The sequence below is a fragment of the Peptostreptococcus sp. D1 genome (genome assembly GCF_900112955.1).
Taxonomy (GTDB): Bacteria; Bacillota; Clostridia; order Peptostreptococcales; family Peptostreptococcaceae; genus Peptostreptococcus.
In genome coordinates, this window is record NZ_FONP01000007.1 from 50,645 (window position 1) to 69,960 (window position 19,316).

Sequence of the window (19,316 nt, forward strand, 5' to 3'; positions counted from 1 at the left end):
CTATTGCTACTAATAACTCATATATTTTTATAAAAATGTCATGGATAGCTTTATACTAATATGCATAAAAGCTCAAGCTTTATTCTAAAATTCATTGTAAATAAATGACATTTCATTAAAAGGCAAAAATGCATAAGCCAATATACATAAAATAATAGCTATTGAAATAGTTATTGAAAGCTTTGTATCCCTGTTTAGTTTTATATTATTCATAAAACGTCTATAAAAAGATATTTTACTACTCTTAATCACAGCTTTTTTTATATCATCCATTTTTTCACCTCATTAAGTCAATATATTATTCACATACATTCTCTAATTATTAGGGGCTAATTTTTCCCCTCAAAAGCATTGTATAATCTTTCGCAGATATCAACCCATCCCAAGGTGCCAATATGCATTACGTCACGAAGATAAAACTTAGATTTATCATACTGTGTCAAATCCATCAGCGATATATCATAATCTTTGCTTATAGCTCGTACCTTTGCATAGTATGCTTCCCTTTTTTCGGTCGTAATTCCTGTATAAGAATAAAATTCATCCATGGAAGGAGTCAATATTACTATCGGCTTTATTTTCAAATCTCTACAGGTCTTTAAAAATATATCAAGATCCTCATATTCAACTGATTTTGTCAAATCAACAGCTTTATACTTGTTCAAAAAAAACTTATCCTTTCCAAATATATTTTTTTTGTAATACACCTTGTCAATATAAAGTCTCTTTCCACCAAGTAGATGATCTTTTTTTCCAACTCTTTTTATCGCATCGTAATATGCTTTCCTACGCTCAAGCTTCCAATCGAAATATTTTCTTGTTAAGGAATGTTTATTTTTTTGAGAAGTCATCAACAGCTCCTTATATAGCAGACCCTTGTCTTTTAAATTGACCATAAATTTCTTAAAATTATAATACGGTTCAAAAACTATATTATTATGTTTTTTAATATAGTCAAGTGCATACTGTCTCTCTGATTGAAATTCACTACTTGATTTCAATAACGTAGTAACTCTTTTCGCATAAAGTATTTTTGTTTCATTGCTTATTTTTTTGTTGTCCATAAATCTATAGAACTGAACAGGTGAAAATCTCCCTTGAAAATGGCTATCTGTTACTCCACCTTTATCCATAAACCACTGCATCGATAAAAGAAGAACTATCTTTTTACTTGGATTATCCAAGCTCCCAAGTACCGTTGCATGCTGTAAATCTTGTGTGTACGCCTTTCCTATTGTAACAATTCCATTCTTTATTTTTCCAGCATTAAAATAATAATCAGGATGCTGGCGAGTTGAATGACTCAGCTCAGAGGAACCAAACATTAAAATATTATCCTTATTACTCAAAAAATTATTTGCAAAGTAGCCTTTATTCTTTACAACACTATCTGCATTGAACAGCATCGGATTCAAATCGTTATTTGACAGCATTCTCACAACCTCTTTTTCTAAAAACCAATTTAGAGAAAATGCAAATATTACACCTATGACAATTGGAACAACAATATATTTTAATTTCTTCATAAACCCCCACCAAATATTACACAAAATTATAGATATTACATAATATCAAAAAAAGCTTAACTATTTCTAGATTAACCGATATTACAGTCTAAAAAACAGCATAAAAAAGCTCGAACACATCTTACAAAATACGAATGTTCGAACTTTTTATATTAAATATAACAAAATATTAATTATACTGCGGAATTATATATCTTAGAGCGCCTAAATTACTTGAATATTTTCCAATATCTGCCATTTTATTGCCGATTGCTTTTGGCCATGAAATATCACTAGCATACTGATGCCAAGTGAATCCTATAGACCATTTCATCTCATACAATGTATTTTGATTGTATTGTGAATTGTGAATATATCTCTGTGATATCCATGTAGCCGCACCATCTATACCTGCCGCAACACTTGTCCAACCATTTTTGTATGCAGTTGCCGATCCTCCAGCAAGTGCATTTCCATCAACTGCACCTATTCCAAAAAAATTATATACAGTTTTACCATTATACTGAACACCTGATGCAAGCTTTGACGTACCATATCCCGTCTCTAGCATTGAATGAGCAACAAGATAAAGCACATTAATATTGTTCTTTTTAGCGGCATTTATAAAGGCCTGTCCCTGATTATGGAATACATTTCCACTCTTACAATACTTATTTAAATATGAATTAAGCTGGTCAACCGTCAAATCATTACTGTATGAATCTAATGCCAAAAACTGCATCATTCCCGAGTAGCTAGTATGATTTTGTGGATTCATATAATAAGTCAATTCCTCAGCACTTGCTTTTCTCCAGCCACTAGAGCCATTTAAATTGAGCGCCTTTGAAGTCTGTAAATTGACATGACTACTCAAAGACATCCCCATATTTTTATAGCTAATACCACCTGCCACAGATGGTGTTGTATTTTCTTTTATATTATTGTCATCGACAACCTCAACACTCGTATTGCCAAAATCAGCTGAAACATCTTCCGCTGATTCGATTACATCATTAGCTCTTTCTCCAGTATCCTCAAGATAATATGAAGATACATATCCTGTCACACCATCAACACTAATCTTTGCCCATCCATTCCTCTCTGATACGAAATTTACCAGCTGACCTCTATTTAATGTCTTTACTCTTTCACTAGTTATTTCAGAGGATTTTCTCATATTCAATTTATTTGAAATAACACGCTTTACAGCATAGGATGAATTTGATTCACCGCTTAGACTCACAGCTGTCGTACCAACGTCTTTCACTAGCCTAGATGAAACAAAGCCCACTTGTCCATTAAACTCAACTCTTGTCCAACCAACTGCTTCAGCAATAACCTTTAGCTTATCTCCCTTGTGAAGCACAGCCAAGATGCTACTATTTGTACTTGCTCCACTTCTCATATTCAATAGGTCATTAGCTACTTCCTTATATTTAGTCGTTTGCTGAGGAGAAGTCTTGACATTAGAGATCTCTTTCATATCTAGTGTCACAGCATTCTTTGCTACCCAACCATCTTTATTTCCTGATTTTATATTATACCAACCATCCTTTTCAGATAATATCTCTACTTTATCACCTTTTTTTAACACAAATTTTACACTGTTATTTATACTAGGATTAACTCTTATATTTACAAATTCAAAATTTATCACGCCAGTTTGTCCTGAAGCTATGGCTGTAGCACCTACAAATGGTAATAACGCCAAAGCCGACATCGCCAATTTACTTTTCAAAAAATTCATCTCCTTTCGATTACTACTTATTACAGTATATCAAACCTTTACAATTTTGTAAACATTAAATGTAATAAGTTACAAACAAGTAACATATTTTTTCTTCTATAATACTACTGCTTTATTTGAATGATATCTTATATTATGTTATTCTATTAATATAAGATAAAGCATTTAATTCTATTTGATATTTTTGAATAAAATTTTTAAAAACTTATACAGCTAATTTACAATATCACAATAAATTTACTATTATGTAATAAACTATAGAAGTATTTTTTATATGATAAAGAGGAGGATTTCTAATATGGTAAACACAATTGAAAAAGACAAGATAGCGAAATTAAAGAGAATTATCGTGGATAGCGATAATATTGTTTTCTTCGGAGGTGCTGGCGTATCAACAGAATCAAATATTCCGGATTTTAGGAGCTCAAATGGACTTTTCAACAAATCCTTAAATAAGCATTTTACACCAGAACAGCTAGTTTCAAGAACATACTTCGAAAGATATCCAGACGACTTTTTTGATTTTTATAAAAAGAATTTGATTTTTAAGGATGCTAGACCAAATCTAGCACATCATGCTTTGGCAAAGCTAGAAAAAATCGGTAAACTAAAGGCAATAATAACTCAAAATATTGATGGACTGCATCAGCTAGCTGGAAGTAAAAATGTATTTGAGCTTCATGGTAGTGTTCACTCCAATACATGTACATTTTGCAGATCAAAGTATTCCTTGGAGGAATTTTTAGCACTTGAAGGTACTACTCCCAAATGCTCCGTTTGTGGAAATACAGTAAAGCCTGATGTAGTATTATATGAAGAATCACTTGATGACAGGGTTATTGCCGACTCGATAAAAATGATATCACAGGCTGATGCTTTAATTGTCGGTGGAACGTCACTCGTAGTCTATCCTGCTGCAGGTTTTTTGAATTATTTTAAGGGTAGAGAATTGGTTCTAATAAATAAAAGCTCTACAAATATGGATTCAATGGCAAGTCTTATAATAAATGCTTCAATAGGAAAAATTTTATCGGAAATCGTAAATGAATTGTAATTAACCTATACTGGTATTCATTGCAATAATCATTTGGCATTCATTACAATAATTATTGAATTTGTGCTATTATACATATGCCTTTGGGAAGATTTGTCAAGGACACAAACAAAGTTTCTTTGACAAATTTATATCTTCTCTATTTCTTTCTTGATTAGCTTTAGTATTTTATTCATACCATATTAAGGCACCTTTTATAGATCTAACTCATTCCGTTTTATCTGTGATAGTCGCTTTTTTCTTTCTTCCTGTTTCTGCTGACTGATTAATTTTTTTATTTTGTTTTGTAACTGCTTGATTTCTTCTTCTGACATTAAGATTTTTTCATCTATATTTTTCATTTTCTGTTTTCCTCTCTTTCTAATTTTGAGCAATAAAAAAAACAGTAAACCTTTTTTGATTTACTGTTTTTTAACTAAAATAGTATATACTATTATTTTTACTATACTCCTAATTGATCTCGCTTCAACTGGATTAATTTTTTAACTACTTCAATTGATACAGACCATTTTTTCTTTGTTACTTGAAAATAATTTCTTTCGATTTCTTTTTGAAGCTCTTCATCCGTAATACTATCTAGCTCTTTTAGATGAAATGTAAAAAATTTATCTATAGCTTTTTCTTCTTCAGGTTGCACTCGATATTTTATAAGCATTATTTCATATGTTTCTATTCCATACTTTGAACTTATATCATCTATTGCATTCATAATCCAAGATAGCTCTGTTAATACTTCTTCTTTAAAATTATCTTTCATTAATCCAGCCATATGCAATCCCTTTACAACATCCACTCTAGATCCATACGAATCCAAATTGCAGCTTGTCTTCCAACTATATGAGTTAATTGATCTTGTACAGTTTGCCATACTAAATCATCACTATGACGCAACGCCCATTTTATCGCCGTTTTTCCCCTCTTTGTTCCAATACTCCTTAGTTCTATCGGTTCCTGTTTCGTTGATAAACCAACAATTTCGATATTCGTTGAATCAAAAGTTTCATTTGCATATACTAAATTAGCACCTATTCCTAAACAAAGCACAAGAGCTAGAAATGTGGCTGTTATTTTTTTCAAGCTTTCTTTCATTCTATTTTAAGCCTCCTTCTTCAAATATTTTACTTAATTACACACTTTAATGACTGAATTTTTTCAATCTCCGTTTTTATACCTCTGAGGATTGCTGTCGTTCATAAATACCACCACTCTTAATCAAATATTACTATCAAACAACTTAACTGTTGCTAATTACAATTACAGTACTGACACTTATATGTTTCTTTACCATCCAAATCAAACACTTGATAAATACATACTCCTAATTTTGTATCTATGCTATTTGCTACCTTCAATGATGGTGGTTCTGACTCTCCATTTTTTTCTATCAGGCTTATATACTGTCTTGTTATATCTAAACCATCAACCAATTCTTGCTGCGTTATTTTTTTCTCTTTCCGTATTTCTTTAATTCTATTTTTCATATCATAAACACTCTCATTTCGTTTTTTTAAAGTATACCTCTTCAGCAATATAATTACAAGTATTTATTGCTTTTTTATTATGTAGTACTTGACAGTTGCCTATAAAGTTAAAGCACACATAGACTTGTTGTTTTCTGTCTTTTCCTTTTCTTCCTCCTGTTGCTTCATGGACTACAGCTTTTTCTATATACTCATTTATCATCGGGACTGTCAATTCTTCAATATCTGTATATTTTTCTATCATTTTTAAGAATTTATCGGTGTCAACCTTTCTTTGATAATAGCTTAGCTTTCCTCCACAATCTGAACAAATTAAAAGTCCTGTAAATGGATGGGAGGTTGTCCCGATTACTCCATCATCGGTATAGTGTTTTATTATTTTCTCTGTCTTTATGAGGTCAATCCTTTTAGAACGAAAAACTTGGAATTTAAATAAAATCAAAAAATAGAATAAAAAAATAGTAAAATAATAAAAAAATACAATAAGAAACGTCTATCGAAATTATCTGTCAGTAGATGCTTCTTATTGTATAAATTTTAAACTGTTTTCCCCAGGCACAAGCATATTTTACACTGTGTACCATTTTTGTAAATTGTTGATTTTTTTTAATTAATTTTCTGTAACTTTTAATTTTATTTCTTTTTACTCTTTTTCAATCCCCAAACAATGCTCAGCTGCAAAAAATTAATACAGCTTTTCAGCAGCTTTAATCAATACATCAAGACTTTTTTCGACATTCTTTTTGAATTTGTCATCAAAACCAGACATATTGCCTACAAGTATTGCAGAAATTCTTTCTTCTTCCTCTTTAAGAACTTCTTTACCACTTTCTGTAATTCCATAGAAAGTATTTCTTCTGTCTTTAGGATCGTCTTCCCTAAATACATACCCAGAATCAACAAGTTTGTTTAAAAGTATGCATAAGCTTGAAGTCGATACATATAAATCTTTACTTAGATTTTTCAATTCAATTTTTTCATATTTTTTTAATTGCTCCAATGTGAAAAATTGCTTTGAAGTAAACTTCTGTACTTTTTTCGTACCAGTACCAGTAATACTCTTAATCAAATTATCAAACACATTAAAATTTTCTAACAGAAGAAGTGCCAAATCTTTATCTTCCATAATTTTCCCCCCTTGTATGCGACAGTCCTCGCAAAATACTTAATTTGATATAAAATAATTAAATAACATTAAATTAATATAATGTTTATTATAACACATTTTAACAATAATTCTACAAAAAAATTAGATTAGTAAAAAAAATACATAAATTTTTCATATTCGTAATATCATTGAAAAATCAATATTAATTTTCTTCCTCTTTTATTTTTAAGTATTTTATATATCTTTTACTAAGATAAAATCAATACAATAATATTTTACGCAGGACTATTATTTTAAGACTAAACCTTTATTGTTTTTACAAATAATAAATTCATACAGTCTATTTAACAAACCATTTTATTTGCAGCTCTAAAATTTTATTTCTTTACATAAATGAAATAAATTATTACCTATCTTGCAGGATAAAGCTCAAGGCTTTATAGCATAGCTTCTTAAAGCTGAGTAGATATACTAGGTAGCTTTTCAAGAGAATCTATTTGTAATAGCTTTAAAAATTCATCTGTTGTTCTGTAAATTATCGGTTTCCCCGTTTTGTTAAGTCTCCCTGCCTCAAATATCAATTCGCTGTCAGTCAATGTTTTCAGCACCTTGTCGCATTTCACACCTCTTATATTTTCCAATTCATTTTTCGTAATAGGCTGTTTGTAGGCAATAATAATCAATGCTTCTAGTGTAGCTTGACTGAGATATCTTCTCCTCGGATTACCAACTACATTTTTTATATAGTCCGAAAACTCCTCATTTGAACACATCTGATATTTGTCATTTACCTTAATAATTTGAATACCCCTATTGTTGTCCTTGTACTCGTCAATTAGAATGTTTAACATTTTTTCGATTTCCTTTGGAGAAAGCTCCTCGTTAATCGCAATATTTAGTTGTTCAATGCCAACTGGCTCTGTGCTAGAAAACAGTATGGCTTCAATTATATTTTTTATATCAATTCTTCTCAAAAAAACACCTCTTTATCAACAAAATAATTGATACAAATTTTTTATCATCATATCAAACGAACAATCTATATATCAGATTATTCCCTATTTTGTTCATTCCATACATTATTATTATATTATATTTTTTCTATATTGTATACCATAAAAACTCAAAAAATGAATGTTATTAATATATTTTTCCTATATTTAATCATCATATTTGATAAAATCTATTTATTTTTATAAAAAAATGTATCGAAATTAAAATTATTGTACAATATTTTGATAAAAAATATGGTTTATAGAATGTATTATAGGAAACACATCAATTTTTACATTATTTTTTATTTTCTATTTTTTTAAGCAAGAAATATCAGCCTCTAAAAAATCTTTAGGCTGATATTCCCCAGCTAGCTTTTCTTTATCAATATTTTACCCAGAAATTTGTCTTGAATTATTACTATTTCCTTTAGCTTTATCAATTCAAGTATAGCTAAAAAATTTGCTATTTTTTCATCTTTATCACAAGATAACAGGATTTTGTCAAAATAAACACCATTTTTACCTTCAAGATATTTTCTTATACTCTGTATTTTCTCCTCCACGTGAATAATCGGCTTTTTCACTATTGTTTCTAGTTTTTCATTGCCTCTTGTATTCTCTTTCTTTTTTTCCTTTGGGAATATTTTGGGAAGCAGCTCTTCTATCAATTCTATTGTGATGTTTGTCAAATCAAAGGATACATCCTCATCTATTTCAGGTTCAATTTTCCTGTAGTACCTCTTGTCGTATTCATCAATACCGTCTATCAATAATTCTGTTATCTGCTTGTATTTTTGATATTCCTCCAATTGTCTAAAAAGCTCTTCTCTTGGATCAGACTCCTCAGAGCTACTGTTTTTCACATATAGTATGTATCTGGATTTTATTTCTAATAATTTTGAAGCCATAGATATAAAATCACTTGTCAGCTCTAAATCAACCTCTTCCATTTCATCTACATACGATAAATACTGTTCTGTTATTTCTATAATGGAGATTTCACTTATATTTATTTTTTTCCTTGTAATTAAATCTAGTAGAAGATCCAAGGGACCCTCGTATTTTTGTGTCTGTATGTTATAATCCATGGCTACCTCACAAAACTATATCTATAAAAACATTGAAACAATACCAGAAAAGAAAGAATATATTGGACTAAGTACAAAGCTTAGCACATTTGTCATAATCAATAGCATCAATATAATAAAAGAATATCTGGTATATTCATAAAGCTTATAATTCAAACTATCCGGAAGAAAAGTAGATATAAAGCTCCATCCGTCAAGTGGTGGTATCGGCAAAATATTAAATGAAGCAAAAGCAATATTATAAACTATCAACGATTCACATACCATTTTTAGTGAATAAATTCCAATGTACTTGTAAATCGTAGCGAAAAATATTGCTGAAGCCAAATTCATAAATATTCCTGCTAATGAAACAGTTATATTTCCAAATTTTTCATTTTTGTAGTTATTTGGATTCACTGGAACTGGCTTTGCCCATCCGAATCTGGCTACAAACATCATAATCATCCCAAAAATATCTATATGAGATAATGGATTAATTGTCATCCTTCCAGCATTCTTAGCTGTATCATCACCATTTAAATGTGCGACAAAAGCGTGTCCAAATTCATGTATAGATATTGCGAAAAAAATCGCCAATGCTGATGTCAAAAATGATGACACACTATTTAAAAACTCAAAATTCAATATTACATCCTCCTAGTTTTTTACTTTTACTAAAAGAGAAAATGGGGGAAATCCCCCCATTTAAATTATACTTCCATCAAAATTGGTAATATCATAGGATTTCTCTTTGTCTTAATATACAAGTATTCCTTTAATTCATCCTTAATTGTATTTTTGATGTACGCCCATTCTCTAATTTTTTTCGTATCACAATTATCAAACACTGCTTGAACGATATCCTTTGCCCCTTCAATCAAGCCCTCAGATTCTCTCACATATACAAATCCTCTTGATATGATATCCGGACCTGCAAGTATTCTTCCATCATCCTTTGAAAGAGTTACAACAATTGTCATCAAGCCATCCTCAGACAAATGCTTTCGGTCTCTAAGTACTATATTTCCTACATCGCCGACACCCAATCCGTCTATCAGAATTCTACCAGAAGGAACTCTTCCGTTTCTCCTTGCACTTCTTCTATCCACTTCGAGTACATCACCATTGGATATAATAAATATATTTTCTTCTCTCACTCCAACCTCACAAGCTAGCTCAGCATGCTTCTTTAGCATTTTGAATTCACCATGAACTGGTAGAAAAAACTTTGGTTTTGCAAATGCCTGCATTAATTTCAATTCATCTCTTCTTGCATGACCGGAAACATGAATATCTGCTATATCACTCGAAACTACATCAGCCCCTTTTTCTAGCAAGAAATTTATTACCTTTGATACCGTCTTTTCATTTCCAGGAATTGGATGGGCTGAAATAATAACCAAATCTCCTTTTTTTATTTCCACTTTTTTATGTTCAGAATTTGCCATTCTTGCCAATGCAGACATCGGCTCACCTTGAGAGCCTGTCGTGATGATTACTAGCTCATTATCCTTATATTTGTGAATGTCATTTAGATCAATAATGTGTTCGTCTGTCTCTAAATATCCTAATTCCTTTGCTACTCCAAGAATGTTTACCATTGATCTTCCTGAAACTGCAACCTTTCTGTTATACATCCTTGCAACATCAGCAATTTGCTGTAGCCTATGTATATTTGATGCAAATGTTGCTACTATTATTCTACTATCTGAAGCCTTTTTAAACAAAGTTTCCAAGCCTGCTCCGACACTTTTCTCCGACATTGTACTGCCTGGCTTATCTGCATTCGTACTATCAGCCATCATCAAAAGTATACCTTCCTCATCACTTATCTGACATATCCTATGAATATCCATAAGCCCACCATCTATCGGTGTCAAATCAATCTTAAAATCTCCCGTATGATAAATTACACCTTGATTTGTATGAACAGCGATTGAGTACGCATCTGGAATACTGTGATTTACACGAATAAATTCTACACTCATATGTTTTAGCTTCACTTGATCTCTTGAACCTACAATATTCAATTTTGCGTTATTTACCCTATGATCCTTCAATTTTACACGTATCAGCTCAATGCTCAATGCAGACCCATACACTGGTACGTTCAATTTCTTCAATAAATAAGGCATTGCCCCAATATGGTCCTCATGACCATGTGTAATAAAAATGCCCTTCACTTTATCAGCATTTTTTACCAAGTAAGAAACGTCTGGAATGACAATATCGATTCCCAGAAGCTCGTCCTCTGGAAAACTTAATCCAGCGTCAATTACTATAATCTCGTCCTTATACTCTATAACGGTCATATTTTTCCCAATCTCGTTAAGACCCCCTAGTGGTATAACTTTTATTTTTTCATTATTCTTTGCCAAATTAACTCTCCTTTTTTTATTTTTACACGAACACACAACATTATCTATAATATACCACATATTCATACATTTAAGCAAATAAAATAATTCCTTTTATCAATATCCTATGTTAAAATATATAAATAAAATAACGGAATTTAAATTACAGAAAGGGGTTGACTATGAGAGGAAAATCACATCTTGCAATAGGTCTATTGACGACGGTCGAGGCAGCATCTGCTATAGGTATAAGCATTTCTCCAATAGGCATATTACTATCAATTATTTTTTCGATTATCCCTGATATCGACGAGGCAAATTCATCGACATTGAATAAATTAATCAGTAAAAGCTTCACAAAAAAATTACATAAATTCCTACTCTACTCATTATTGATACTATCTGTCTTTTTCTACGCAAGAACAAATATCAGTCTTTACATTGTATTATTCTTGTCATTGACAATGATTGGGCTTGTTGAAAAAAAAATAACCGAAAATTTTGTTAGATCAACCTTTATTTCGATATTTTTTCTGAACATAACAGCTATCCTTGTTATGTTCAGGCTCAATATGAGTGTAATAATGCTGTCATCGCTGCTGTGTATATTTCCAGTTACAAAGCATAGATCTCTAAGCCACACAGCTATAATGCCAATATTCATTTATTTTTTGATGAAATATTTCGAGATGGAGTTTAATCTAAACAATATAGCAATACCATCAGCAATAGCATATTCATCTCATCTTGCTTGTGACATATGCACAAAAAGAGGAATTCCAATTCTTTCTCCAATTTATCGAAAAAACATCAGTATTGCAAATCTCAGGGTAGGCTCTTTCCTTTGCAATTTTATCGAGATTTTGATAATTGGTATTCTCGTTTCCTTGCTTTTGTTTATGTTATTTAAAGGGCTGATAAAAGTATCATTAATTTAAAGTTATTGATTCATAACTAATAATTTAGAGCTATTAATTTAAAGTTATTAATTTAGAATTATTTTTTGTTCTATCAATATAAACTAACAAAACTATCTACTCCAGTTATATCCGATTAAATAAATAAGAAAGCTCGCATATCCTTTTAATAAAATGATATGCGAGCTTTCTTATTGAAATAACATTAAGTTAATTCCTATTTGCACTTGCTACATAAACCATAAAATTTCAGATCATGATCCTTGATTTCGAACTTATAAGTATTTTCAACTTTTTCTTCAATTGCATCCAATAAATCTTCTTTTACTTCTATTATCGTTCCACAGTTTTTACAAATCAAATGATGGTGATGATGATTTTCTTCACCTTCAAAATTGATTTCATATCTTGTGCAACCATCGTCCAAGTTAAGCTTTGATATGCCATTGATTTCATCAAGAAGCTGCATTGTTCTGTAAACAGTAGCTAGACCAATTTCAGGACAATCAACTCTCACCTTATCATAGATTTCTTCTGTACTCAAATGAGAATTTTCATTCTCAATTAATACTTCAATGATAGCTCTTCTCTGTGGAGTAATCTTAAATCCTGTAGCCTTTAACTTTTCTTTTAATATTTCCATCGTTTTTTCCATAATTAATGATCACCTTTTTTCAATTGATAACTTACTAATAATATAGACCATATTTTATATAATGTCAACTAAAACTTTTTATAATCCAGATAATTTTGTAAAATTATTACAGCTGCTAATTTATCAATGACTTTTTTTCTATTTTTTCTACTGATATCTCCATCGATTAAAACCCTTTGTGCAGACACTGTTGTGAGCCTTTCATCCCAGAATTCAACCTTGATTTTCAACTCATATTCTATCAATTCGCAAAATTTCTTCACTAATTCGGCCTGAGGCCCTATTGTGCCATTCATGTTTTTAGGCAATCCTGACACAATTAGATTTACATTTTGCTCATCTATTATCTTTTTTAATTCTTCTAAATCTTTTTTTTTGCTTTTTCTATGGATAGTTGTAACACCTTGTGCTGTTATTCCCAGCATATCACTAACAGCCACGCCTATTGTGTTGTTACCAATATCCAGTCCCATTATTCTTCCAGTTAGCATTAAAATCTCCTATTATGTTTATTAATATTTATTGTTTTTATCAACGTTATTGTCTTTATTAATATTTGTTAATGTTTATTAATTTTTATTGTTTTTTCAATATATTACTCTATACTACTCTCTGTCTTTTCTTTGTATTCAATAACCATAATAATGACAATAGGAACAATCAAATACAAGGAATCTGTTGCCGCTGAAATTATTCCTGAATCGTTAACCAATAGTGTCACAAGACATCCTACGATTATAGACAAAAATCCCTTGTAAACATATGGGTATCTATTCTTTATCGCACCAGAAAATTTACTAGGTCTAAATATAGCTATTGATAGCAGCAAAAGGGCTACCAAAAGCAGATTTACCCAGATTGTAGTTTGGGCAAGCAAAATATTCATCTCAATTTTTCTTAGAAATACATTTGCTATTTCCATAGGTCCATTAACCATGATTCGATTGACAAAATTGCCCAAATGTGAGCCTATGTTTAGAACTATATCCGCAACGGCAAATACAACGACCAACAGTATTGTTGCCAATAGAATCAGCACACATTTTTTTATATCTACTTTCGCATTATTTATCAACAAAATATATACCAGAAACGCAATCATTCCTGAAATAGCACCTCCGACATTAGCCCCCATCGAAGGATATGCAGAAATAAATAACACACCCATCAAAAGTATTCCAATTATCCACTTAGGAAATTTTTTATACTCAAGTATAACAGAGAATCCCAATATGGCACTACCTATGACAACACCCTCATATTCATTTCCAATACCGTAATATCTGGCTGCTACCATAGGATCGTAACTCATAATATTGCTTTCCATTAAAGGTGTTTCAAAAAAAGCATCCAGGCATATCACAGCTATCATTATCAGAGAATATAGACCAAGCTGTTTTATGTCATCCTTTTTAAATATTATTTTAGGCACTAAATAATAAATAATAGAAAAAAACACTATTGAAAGAGAAATCATCGGCTTTGAGCTAGATTGAAGCATAGGTGCACTCAAAAATGCCAATGGCATAATCAGCCCCAGCTTTGAAGCCTCTTTCAATGTATATATTATCCTATCTCTAAATCTTATCGGAATTCTATTCTTTTGCCATAATGAAATGACAGCTGCAATGATAACAATCGATATTAACGAAACGTAAATATTTATCACAGACATTCTTATTGAAGATATAGAAACAATTTTTTCAAAATCCTTTAATAAATAATCAATATTTCCATTTTTCTCCAATGAAGTAAGCTTTTTACCTATCATTTCTTCATTTTTAAGTCCAAATCTGTTTAATATTTCTGCACCAAAATCGACATTTGATATTATTCCAGCTCTTCTCGTAGTGGCTGAATTCAACAGACCAAACCCACCATCAGACATATCGAACCTTATTATCGGAGTGAGTTTTTTATTGTTTATATACTCTAGATTGCTGGGGTATGAACTCATAACATAAACAGTATCATTTTTACCTACAATACTGAATACATAGTCTAGATAATCACTTATTTTATTGTAAATAGAAAACTTCATTTTTTTATAGGTTTTATTATTCAAATTCATTTTGTATTTATCTAGTCTATATGTATCACCTGTGTTTACATACAACAAATCAGATTCATCATAGTATTTTTGAGTTTCTTTTTTTAGTTTTTCGTAGTCAGTAGAAATTCCAAAAGGAAAATTTGTATCTTTTTTGTTAATATCATCAGTATTTCCACTAAATAATCTACCCTTTGAATCCATAAAGGTCAAACAAAAATCTCTATTTTTGACTATTTGACCATTTTCAAAATAATCATTATTACCAATAACAGAAATTTTTTTACCATTTGCATTTATAGTTTCTCCAAGATAACCTATCTTAGATTTGTAATCTCCACTTGTCAAATTGACGAAATCTACATTATTAATATTTACTAAATTAATCTTACCTGCCTTCCAGCCTGTTGCCGATTTATATAGCTTTGCACCTTCTAAAGTATCATTAAAGTTAAGCTCTAAATCAGAGCTAATGTTTGCTCGTGTACTTGCTCCCATGGTTGCAAAATTTCTTTTATCATCGTAGCCTTTGTCACCTCTGATATTCATCAGTGCAACATAACCACTTGATTTCAATTTGGTTCTAATAAACTTTATATTATTAAAATTTTCTAAATTAGTTCTGCTAATATCTACTACAATAACTTTTCCACCGTTTTTAGCTGTATTATTGTCAGCCTCCTTATCAAGACTCCCCTTAGAAATGGCTCTTTCCGTTGATAGCTGAATTTTTGTATTGGAATTAGCAAGGCTTGTAATTGAAATTGAGAATATCATCATAAACGACAATATTATAGACGTCATTTTTCTTAACATTTTCTCCCTCTCATTACCTCTCAAGTTTTAAATATGTTGATATTACTTCTTCCAATATTTCATCTCTTTCGAATCTCTTTATCGCTGCTCTGGCATTATTGTAACTAGTAATATAGCTAGAATCACCTGATAAAAGATAGCCTATTATCTGATTTACCGGATTATACCCTTTCTCATAAAGAGAATCATAAACGTATTTAATAGTCTCTGAAACATTCATTTTATCATCATTCAAGCCTTCAAATTGCATTGTATAATCTAATTCGTTGTCCATTTTTTATTCCTCCCATATCATAATTTAGAAAATACTTTTGTATTTTCTTACAATAAATTTTACAATAAAAACAACATTTTATCAAGGAAATAAGAATATTATTATTTCTAATTGCATTAAAATTAGCCATTTGTAAGCTATTCAAAAAAGTAGAGGGCAAATTTGCCCTCCTACTCAGCTTTTTTCTGTATAATTTTTGCTCCTCTTTCACAAATCGTGTAACGAATCTGTTGACATTTAAGATTTTTTATCCAATTTGGGATTCAACTACTGCTTTTGCAGCTTCAAATGCCTCATCAATTTTTGAAATATCGACACCACCAGCTTGTGCCATATTAGGTCTACCTCCACCTTTGCCTCCAGTTACCTTTGCAACCTCACGAACTAGATTACCAGCATGAACTCCTTTATCAATTGCACCCTTACTAGCAGTTGCTACAAAGCTTAATTTCCCTTCATTTACACTTGATACCACAGCTACTCCATTTTCAACCCTATCTCTAAGATTATCAGCTGCTTCTCTTAATGTATCATTGTCAATTGCTTCATATTTGTTTGTAATCAATGCTACACCATTAATCTCAATTTTATTTTTCAATGCTTCAGCTGCACTTTCCATGCTCAGCTTTGTTTTTAAAGAATGTAATTCTCTTTCCAATTCCTTGTTCTCATCTGTTAAGGAAGCTGCCTTTTTGTACAAATTATCTTCTCTTGTCTTCAATACTTCGGCCACATTTTCAAGCAAGGAATCCTTTTCTAAAATATAGTTATATACTGCTCTACCTGTGATAGCTTCAATTCTTCTAACACCTGCAGCAACTCCTCCCTCTGACAAAATCTTAAATAATCCAACCTCAGAAGTATTTTTTAAATGAGTTCCTCCACAAAGCTCTATTGATGCCTCGCCCATTTTAACAACTCTTACAACATCTCCATATTTTTCACCAAATAATGCTGTCGCACCCATTTCTTTTGCTTCTTCAATATTCATCTGGTAGTCAGTTATTTCTATAGAATCCAACACAAATGAATTTACTATTTTTTCTATCTCACTCAATTCTTCCTTTGAAATTGGCTCAAAATGCGTTATATCAAATCTTAATCTATCTGGCTCAACAAGAGATCCTGCCTGATTAACGTGCTCTCCCAAAACCATTTTTAATGCCTTATGAAGCAAATGTGTTGCAGAGTGATTTCTTGCAGCGTCCATTCTCAAGCTCTTATTTACGTGAGTATATACTTTGTCTCCTAACCCAAAATGACCACTTTCGACATAACCAATATGCTTAATGCTTCCATTTGCTCCTTTAATAGTATCAATAACTTTGAAAATACCTTGATCAGAATCAATAATTCCCTTATCACCAACCTGACCACCACCATTTGCATAAAAAGTAGTTTCATCCAACACTATTTCGGCTTCGCTACCTTCTTCAATATTATCAACAAGTTGATTTTCAAAGACAATGGCTTTAATTTTTGCTTCTCTTGAAAGCTCAAAATATCCCTTGAATTGAGAGCTTGCCTCTTCCAAAGAAGCAAGAGGATCTTCTTTCCAAGCATCGCCCTCACGATTTCCTCTTGCAGCTCTTGCTCTATCCTTTTGAGCCTGCATCTCTTTTTCAAAGCCTTCTTGATCTAGAGTTAAGCCTTCATCTTCCAGTATCTCCAAAGTCAAATCTATTGGAAATCCATATGTATCATAAAGCTTAAATGCCATCTCACCAGTTATTTCATTTCCATTGCTTTTAATTACTTCCTCTGTATATCCCTTTAGGATTTCAAGTCCCTGTCCAAGTGTTTCGGCAAACTTTTCTTCTTCTATGCCTATAACCTTTTTGATATATGATTTTTTCTCTACTAGCTCAGGATAAGCCTCACCAGAGGTTTTCGCAACCTCTTCCATCAATTCCTGTAGGAACGGACGATCAATTCCCAAAAGCTTTCCATGTCTAGCAGCTCTTCTTAGAAGTCTTCTCAGCACGTATCCTCTGCCTTCATTCGATGGCAATATTCCATCCCCTACCATAAATGATACAGATCTGATATGATCAGTTATTATCCTTATCGATTTATCGTTTGCCGGATTTTCACCATATTTCTTCCCTGCAATCTCAGTAACCTTGTTCAATATTTGTTGAATTGTGTCGACTTCAAATATTGTATCTACATCCTGCATAACGCACCCAATTCTTTCAAGTCCCATTCCAGTATCTATATTTTTATGTTCAAGGTCTTGGTATGTGCCATCCTCTTGTCTATCAAACTGTGTAAATACAAGATTCCAAAACTCAAGATATCTATCACAGTCACAGCCTGGTTTGCAATCTTCACATCCGCAGCCGTACTTTTCGCCCTTATCAAAGTATATTTCTGAACATGGACCACATGGACCCAATCCTATTTCCCAGAAGTTATCGTCTTTTCCAAGTCTCACGATTTTTTCCTTTGGAAAACCAATCTCTTTTTCCCAAAGCTCAAAAGCCTCATCATCACTTTCATACACAGTTACCCAAAGCCTTTCCTCTGGTATTTGAAGCCATTCAGTGATAAATTCCCAAGACCAATGTATTGCGTCATGTTTGAAATAATCACCGAATGAGAAATTACCCATCATTTCAAAAAAAGTTGCATGACGTGCAGTTACACCAACATTTTCAATATCACCAGTTCTTATACATTTTTGAACAGTACACATTCTATTTTTAGGTGGCTTTTCTACTCCTGAAAAATAGTTTTTCAATGGAGCCATACCAGAGTTTATCAATAGAAGTGACTTATCATTACTAGGAACAAGTGAATGTGATTTTGCTATGTAGTGCCCCTTAGCTTCAAAAAAATCCTTGTACATCTTTCTCAATTCATTAAGACCCAATTTTTTCATAATTTACCTCCAATAACATATTCATAATTTCTAATAAAATCTAATAAAAAAGCCCCTGTATTACTACAGGGGCGTGGATACGCGGTACCACCCTGATTACCGACAAAATCGGCATCTCATTAACTTTAACGCGGCAAACGGTCTATTATACTACTATTTCAAATAGACTACTCCAAGACTGCTTCAGAAACTATTTCCAAGGTATTTCCAGCATCAACCTCTCTCTATTGAAAAATCATTACCTACTACTTCTCTTCTCAGTATTTATCATTAGATGTTCTTCACTAAATAACAAATCGTAATTTCTCACGAATTATTAAATCCATAATTATAATAGATATGATACATCATATCCGATTAATTAGCAATATTTTTTTATAAAATTTATTATTTTTTTCAAATA

At 31.5% G+C, this 19,316-nt stretch carries 19 protein-coding genes, 1 pseudogene and 1 other annotated feature; of the genes and pseudogenes, 2 read left to right on the top strand and 18 right to left on the bottom strand.

Annotated features, from left to right (window positions below):
• Positions 1 to 84: 84 nt before the first annotated feature.
• From BM120_RS06450 to BM120_RS06460, 3 genes are all read right to left on the bottom strand, one after another.
• Positions 85 to 273 carry a hypothetical protein gene (locus BM120_RS06450; RefSeq protein WP_091994251.1) on the bottom strand — a complete coding sequence of 63 codons (189 nt, stop codon included), beginning with the start codon at positions 271 to 273 and terminating at the stop codon, positions 85 to 87.
• 56 nt (positions 274 to 329) lie between these two features.
• Complete coding sequence (gene dltD, locus BM120_RS06455; protein WP_091994253.1) at positions 330 to 1,526, bottom strand: D-alanyl-lipoteichoic acid biosynthesis protein DltD; 1,197 nt, start codon at positions 1,524 to 1,526, stop codon at positions 330 to 332.
• Between the two features lie 169 nt (positions 1,527 to 1,695).
• Positions 1,696 to 3,243, bottom strand: coding sequence for an SH3 domain-containing protein (locus BM120_RS06460; protein WP_091994255.1), 1,548 nt, complete (start codon positions 3,241 to 3,243; stop codon positions 1,696 to 1,698).
• 307 nt (positions 3,244 to 3,550) lie between these two features.
• Between BM120_RS06460 and BM120_RS06465 the strand changes: the two genes are divergently transcribed.
• The gene (locus tag BM120_RS06465) at positions 3,551 to 4,306 is read left to right on the top strand and encodes an NAD-dependent protein deacylase (RefSeq protein WP_091994257.1); all 756 of its coding nucleotides are present in this window, start codon (positions 3,551 to 3,553) and stop codon (positions 4,304 to 4,306) included.
• A gap of 194 nt (positions 4,307 to 4,500) precedes the next feature.
• Here BM120_RS06465 and BM120_RS10885 read toward each other — a convergent pair whose 3' ends face one another.
• The 10 genes and pseudogenes from BM120_RS10885 to BM120_RS06510 form a co-directional block, all read right to left on the bottom strand.
• Positions 4,501 to 4,647 (bottom strand): hypothetical protein, encoded by a 147-nt coding sequence (locus BM120_RS10885; protein WP_177187386.1) that lies wholly within the window; start codon positions 4,645 to 4,647, stop codon positions 4,501 to 4,503.
• A gap of 101 nt (positions 4,648 to 4,748) precedes the next feature.
• Positions 4,749 to 5,075: a hypothetical protein gene (locus BM120_RS06470; protein ID WP_091994328.1), complete on the bottom strand. Its 327-nt coding sequence runs from the start codon at positions 5,073 to 5,075 to the stop codon at positions 4,749 to 4,751.
• A gap of 11 nt (positions 5,076 to 5,086) precedes the next feature.
• Positions 5,087 to 5,395 carry a hypothetical protein gene (locus tag BM120_RS06475; protein ID WP_091994259.1) on the bottom strand — a complete coding sequence of 103 codons (309 nt, stop codon included), beginning with the start codon at positions 5,393 to 5,395 and terminating at the stop codon, positions 5,087 to 5,089.
• Between the two features lie 155 nt (positions 5,396 to 5,550).
• Positions 5,551 to 5,787, bottom strand: coding sequence for a helix-turn-helix transcriptional regulator (locus BM120_RS06480; RefSeq protein ID WP_091994261.1), 237 nt, complete (start codon positions 5,785 to 5,787; stop codon positions 5,551 to 5,553).
• A gap of 13 nt (positions 5,788 to 5,800) precedes the next feature.
• Positions 5,801 to 6,073, bottom strand: a pseudogene (locus BM120_RS11115) (DUF4368 domain-containing protein); the annotation flags it as partial.
• A 399-nt stretch (positions 6,074 to 6,472) separates the two neighbouring features.
• Positions 6,473 to 6,913: a MarR family winged helix-turn-helix transcriptional regulator gene (locus BM120_RS06490; RefSeq protein ID WP_091994263.1), complete on the bottom strand. Its 441-nt coding sequence runs from the start codon at positions 6,911 to 6,913 to the stop codon at positions 6,473 to 6,475.
• A gap of 434 nt (positions 6,914 to 7,347) precedes the next feature.
• Entirely contained in the window at positions 7,348 to 7,869 is a 522-nt protein-coding gene (scpB, locus tag BM120_RS06495; protein ID WP_091994265.1) for an SMC-Scp complex subunit ScpB, read from the bottom strand.
• 389 nt (positions 7,870 to 8,258) lie between these two features.
• Positions 8,259 to 8,978 carry a segregation and condensation protein A gene (locus BM120_RS06500; RefSeq protein WP_091994266.1) on the bottom strand — a complete coding sequence of 240 codons (720 nt, stop codon included), beginning with the start codon at positions 8,976 to 8,978 and terminating at the stop codon, positions 8,259 to 8,261.
• A 21-nt stretch (positions 8,979 to 8,999) separates the two neighbouring features.
• On the bottom strand, positions 9,000 to 9,605 hold the full coding sequence (locus BM120_RS06505) for a site-2 protease family protein (protein ID WP_091994268.1): 606 nt from the start codon (positions 9,603 to 9,605) through the stop codon (positions 9,000 to 9,002).
• Between the two features lie 65 nt (positions 9,606 to 9,670).
• Entirely contained in the window at positions 9,671 to 11,338 is a 1,668-nt protein-coding gene (locus BM120_RS06510) for a ribonuclease J (protein WP_278335333.1), read from the bottom strand.
• A 161-nt stretch (positions 11,339 to 11,499) separates the two neighbouring features.
• On the opposite strand from BM120_RS06510, the gene BM120_RS06515 reads away from it, so the two are divergent.
• On the top strand, positions 11,500 to 12,255 hold the full coding sequence (locus BM120_RS06515; RefSeq protein ID WP_091994269.1) for a metal-dependent hydrolase: 756 nt from the start codon (positions 11,500 to 11,502) through the stop codon (positions 12,253 to 12,255).
• Positions 12,256 to 12,451: 196 nt separating this feature from the next.
• Here the strand turns inward: BM120_RS06515 and BM120_RS06520 are convergent, their stop codons facing one another.
• From BM120_RS06520 to alaS, 5 genes are all read right to left on the bottom strand, one after another.
• The gene (locus tag BM120_RS06520; RefSeq protein ID WP_091994271.1) at positions 12,452 to 12,889 is read right to left on the bottom strand and encodes a Fur family transcriptional regulator; all 438 of its coding nucleotides are present in this window, start codon (positions 12,887 to 12,889) and stop codon (positions 12,452 to 12,454) included.
• A 68-nt stretch (positions 12,890 to 12,957) separates the two neighbouring features.
• Positions 12,958 to 13,380 carry a Holliday junction resolvase RuvX gene (gene ruvX, locus BM120_RS06525; RefSeq protein ID WP_091994272.1) on the bottom strand — a complete coding sequence of 141 codons (423 nt, stop codon included), beginning with the start codon at positions 13,378 to 13,380 and terminating at the stop codon, positions 12,958 to 12,960.
• 104 nt (positions 13,381 to 13,484) lie between these two features.
• The gene (locus tag BM120_RS06530) at positions 13,485 to 15,755 is read right to left on the bottom strand and encodes a hypothetical protein (protein ID WP_091994274.1); all 2,271 of its coding nucleotides are present in this window, start codon (positions 15,753 to 15,755) and stop codon (positions 13,485 to 13,487) included.
• A gap of 13 nt (positions 15,756 to 15,768) precedes the next feature.
• Positions 15,769 to 16,029, bottom strand: coding sequence for an IreB family regulatory phosphoprotein (locus BM120_RS06535; protein ID WP_091994276.1), 261 nt, complete (start codon positions 16,027 to 16,029; stop codon positions 15,769 to 15,771).
• Positions 16,030 to 16,276: 247 nt separating this feature from the next.
• Complete coding sequence (gene alaS / locus BM120_RS06540; protein ID WP_091994278.1) at positions 16,277 to 18,913, bottom strand: alanine--tRNA ligase; 2,637 nt, start codon at positions 18,911 to 18,913, stop codon at positions 16,277 to 16,279.
• A 64-nt stretch (positions 18,914 to 18,977) separates the two neighbouring features.
• Positions 18,978 to 19,181: a binding site (T-box leader), on the bottom strand.
• Between the last annotated feature and the right edge of the window lie 135 nt (positions 19,182 to 19,316).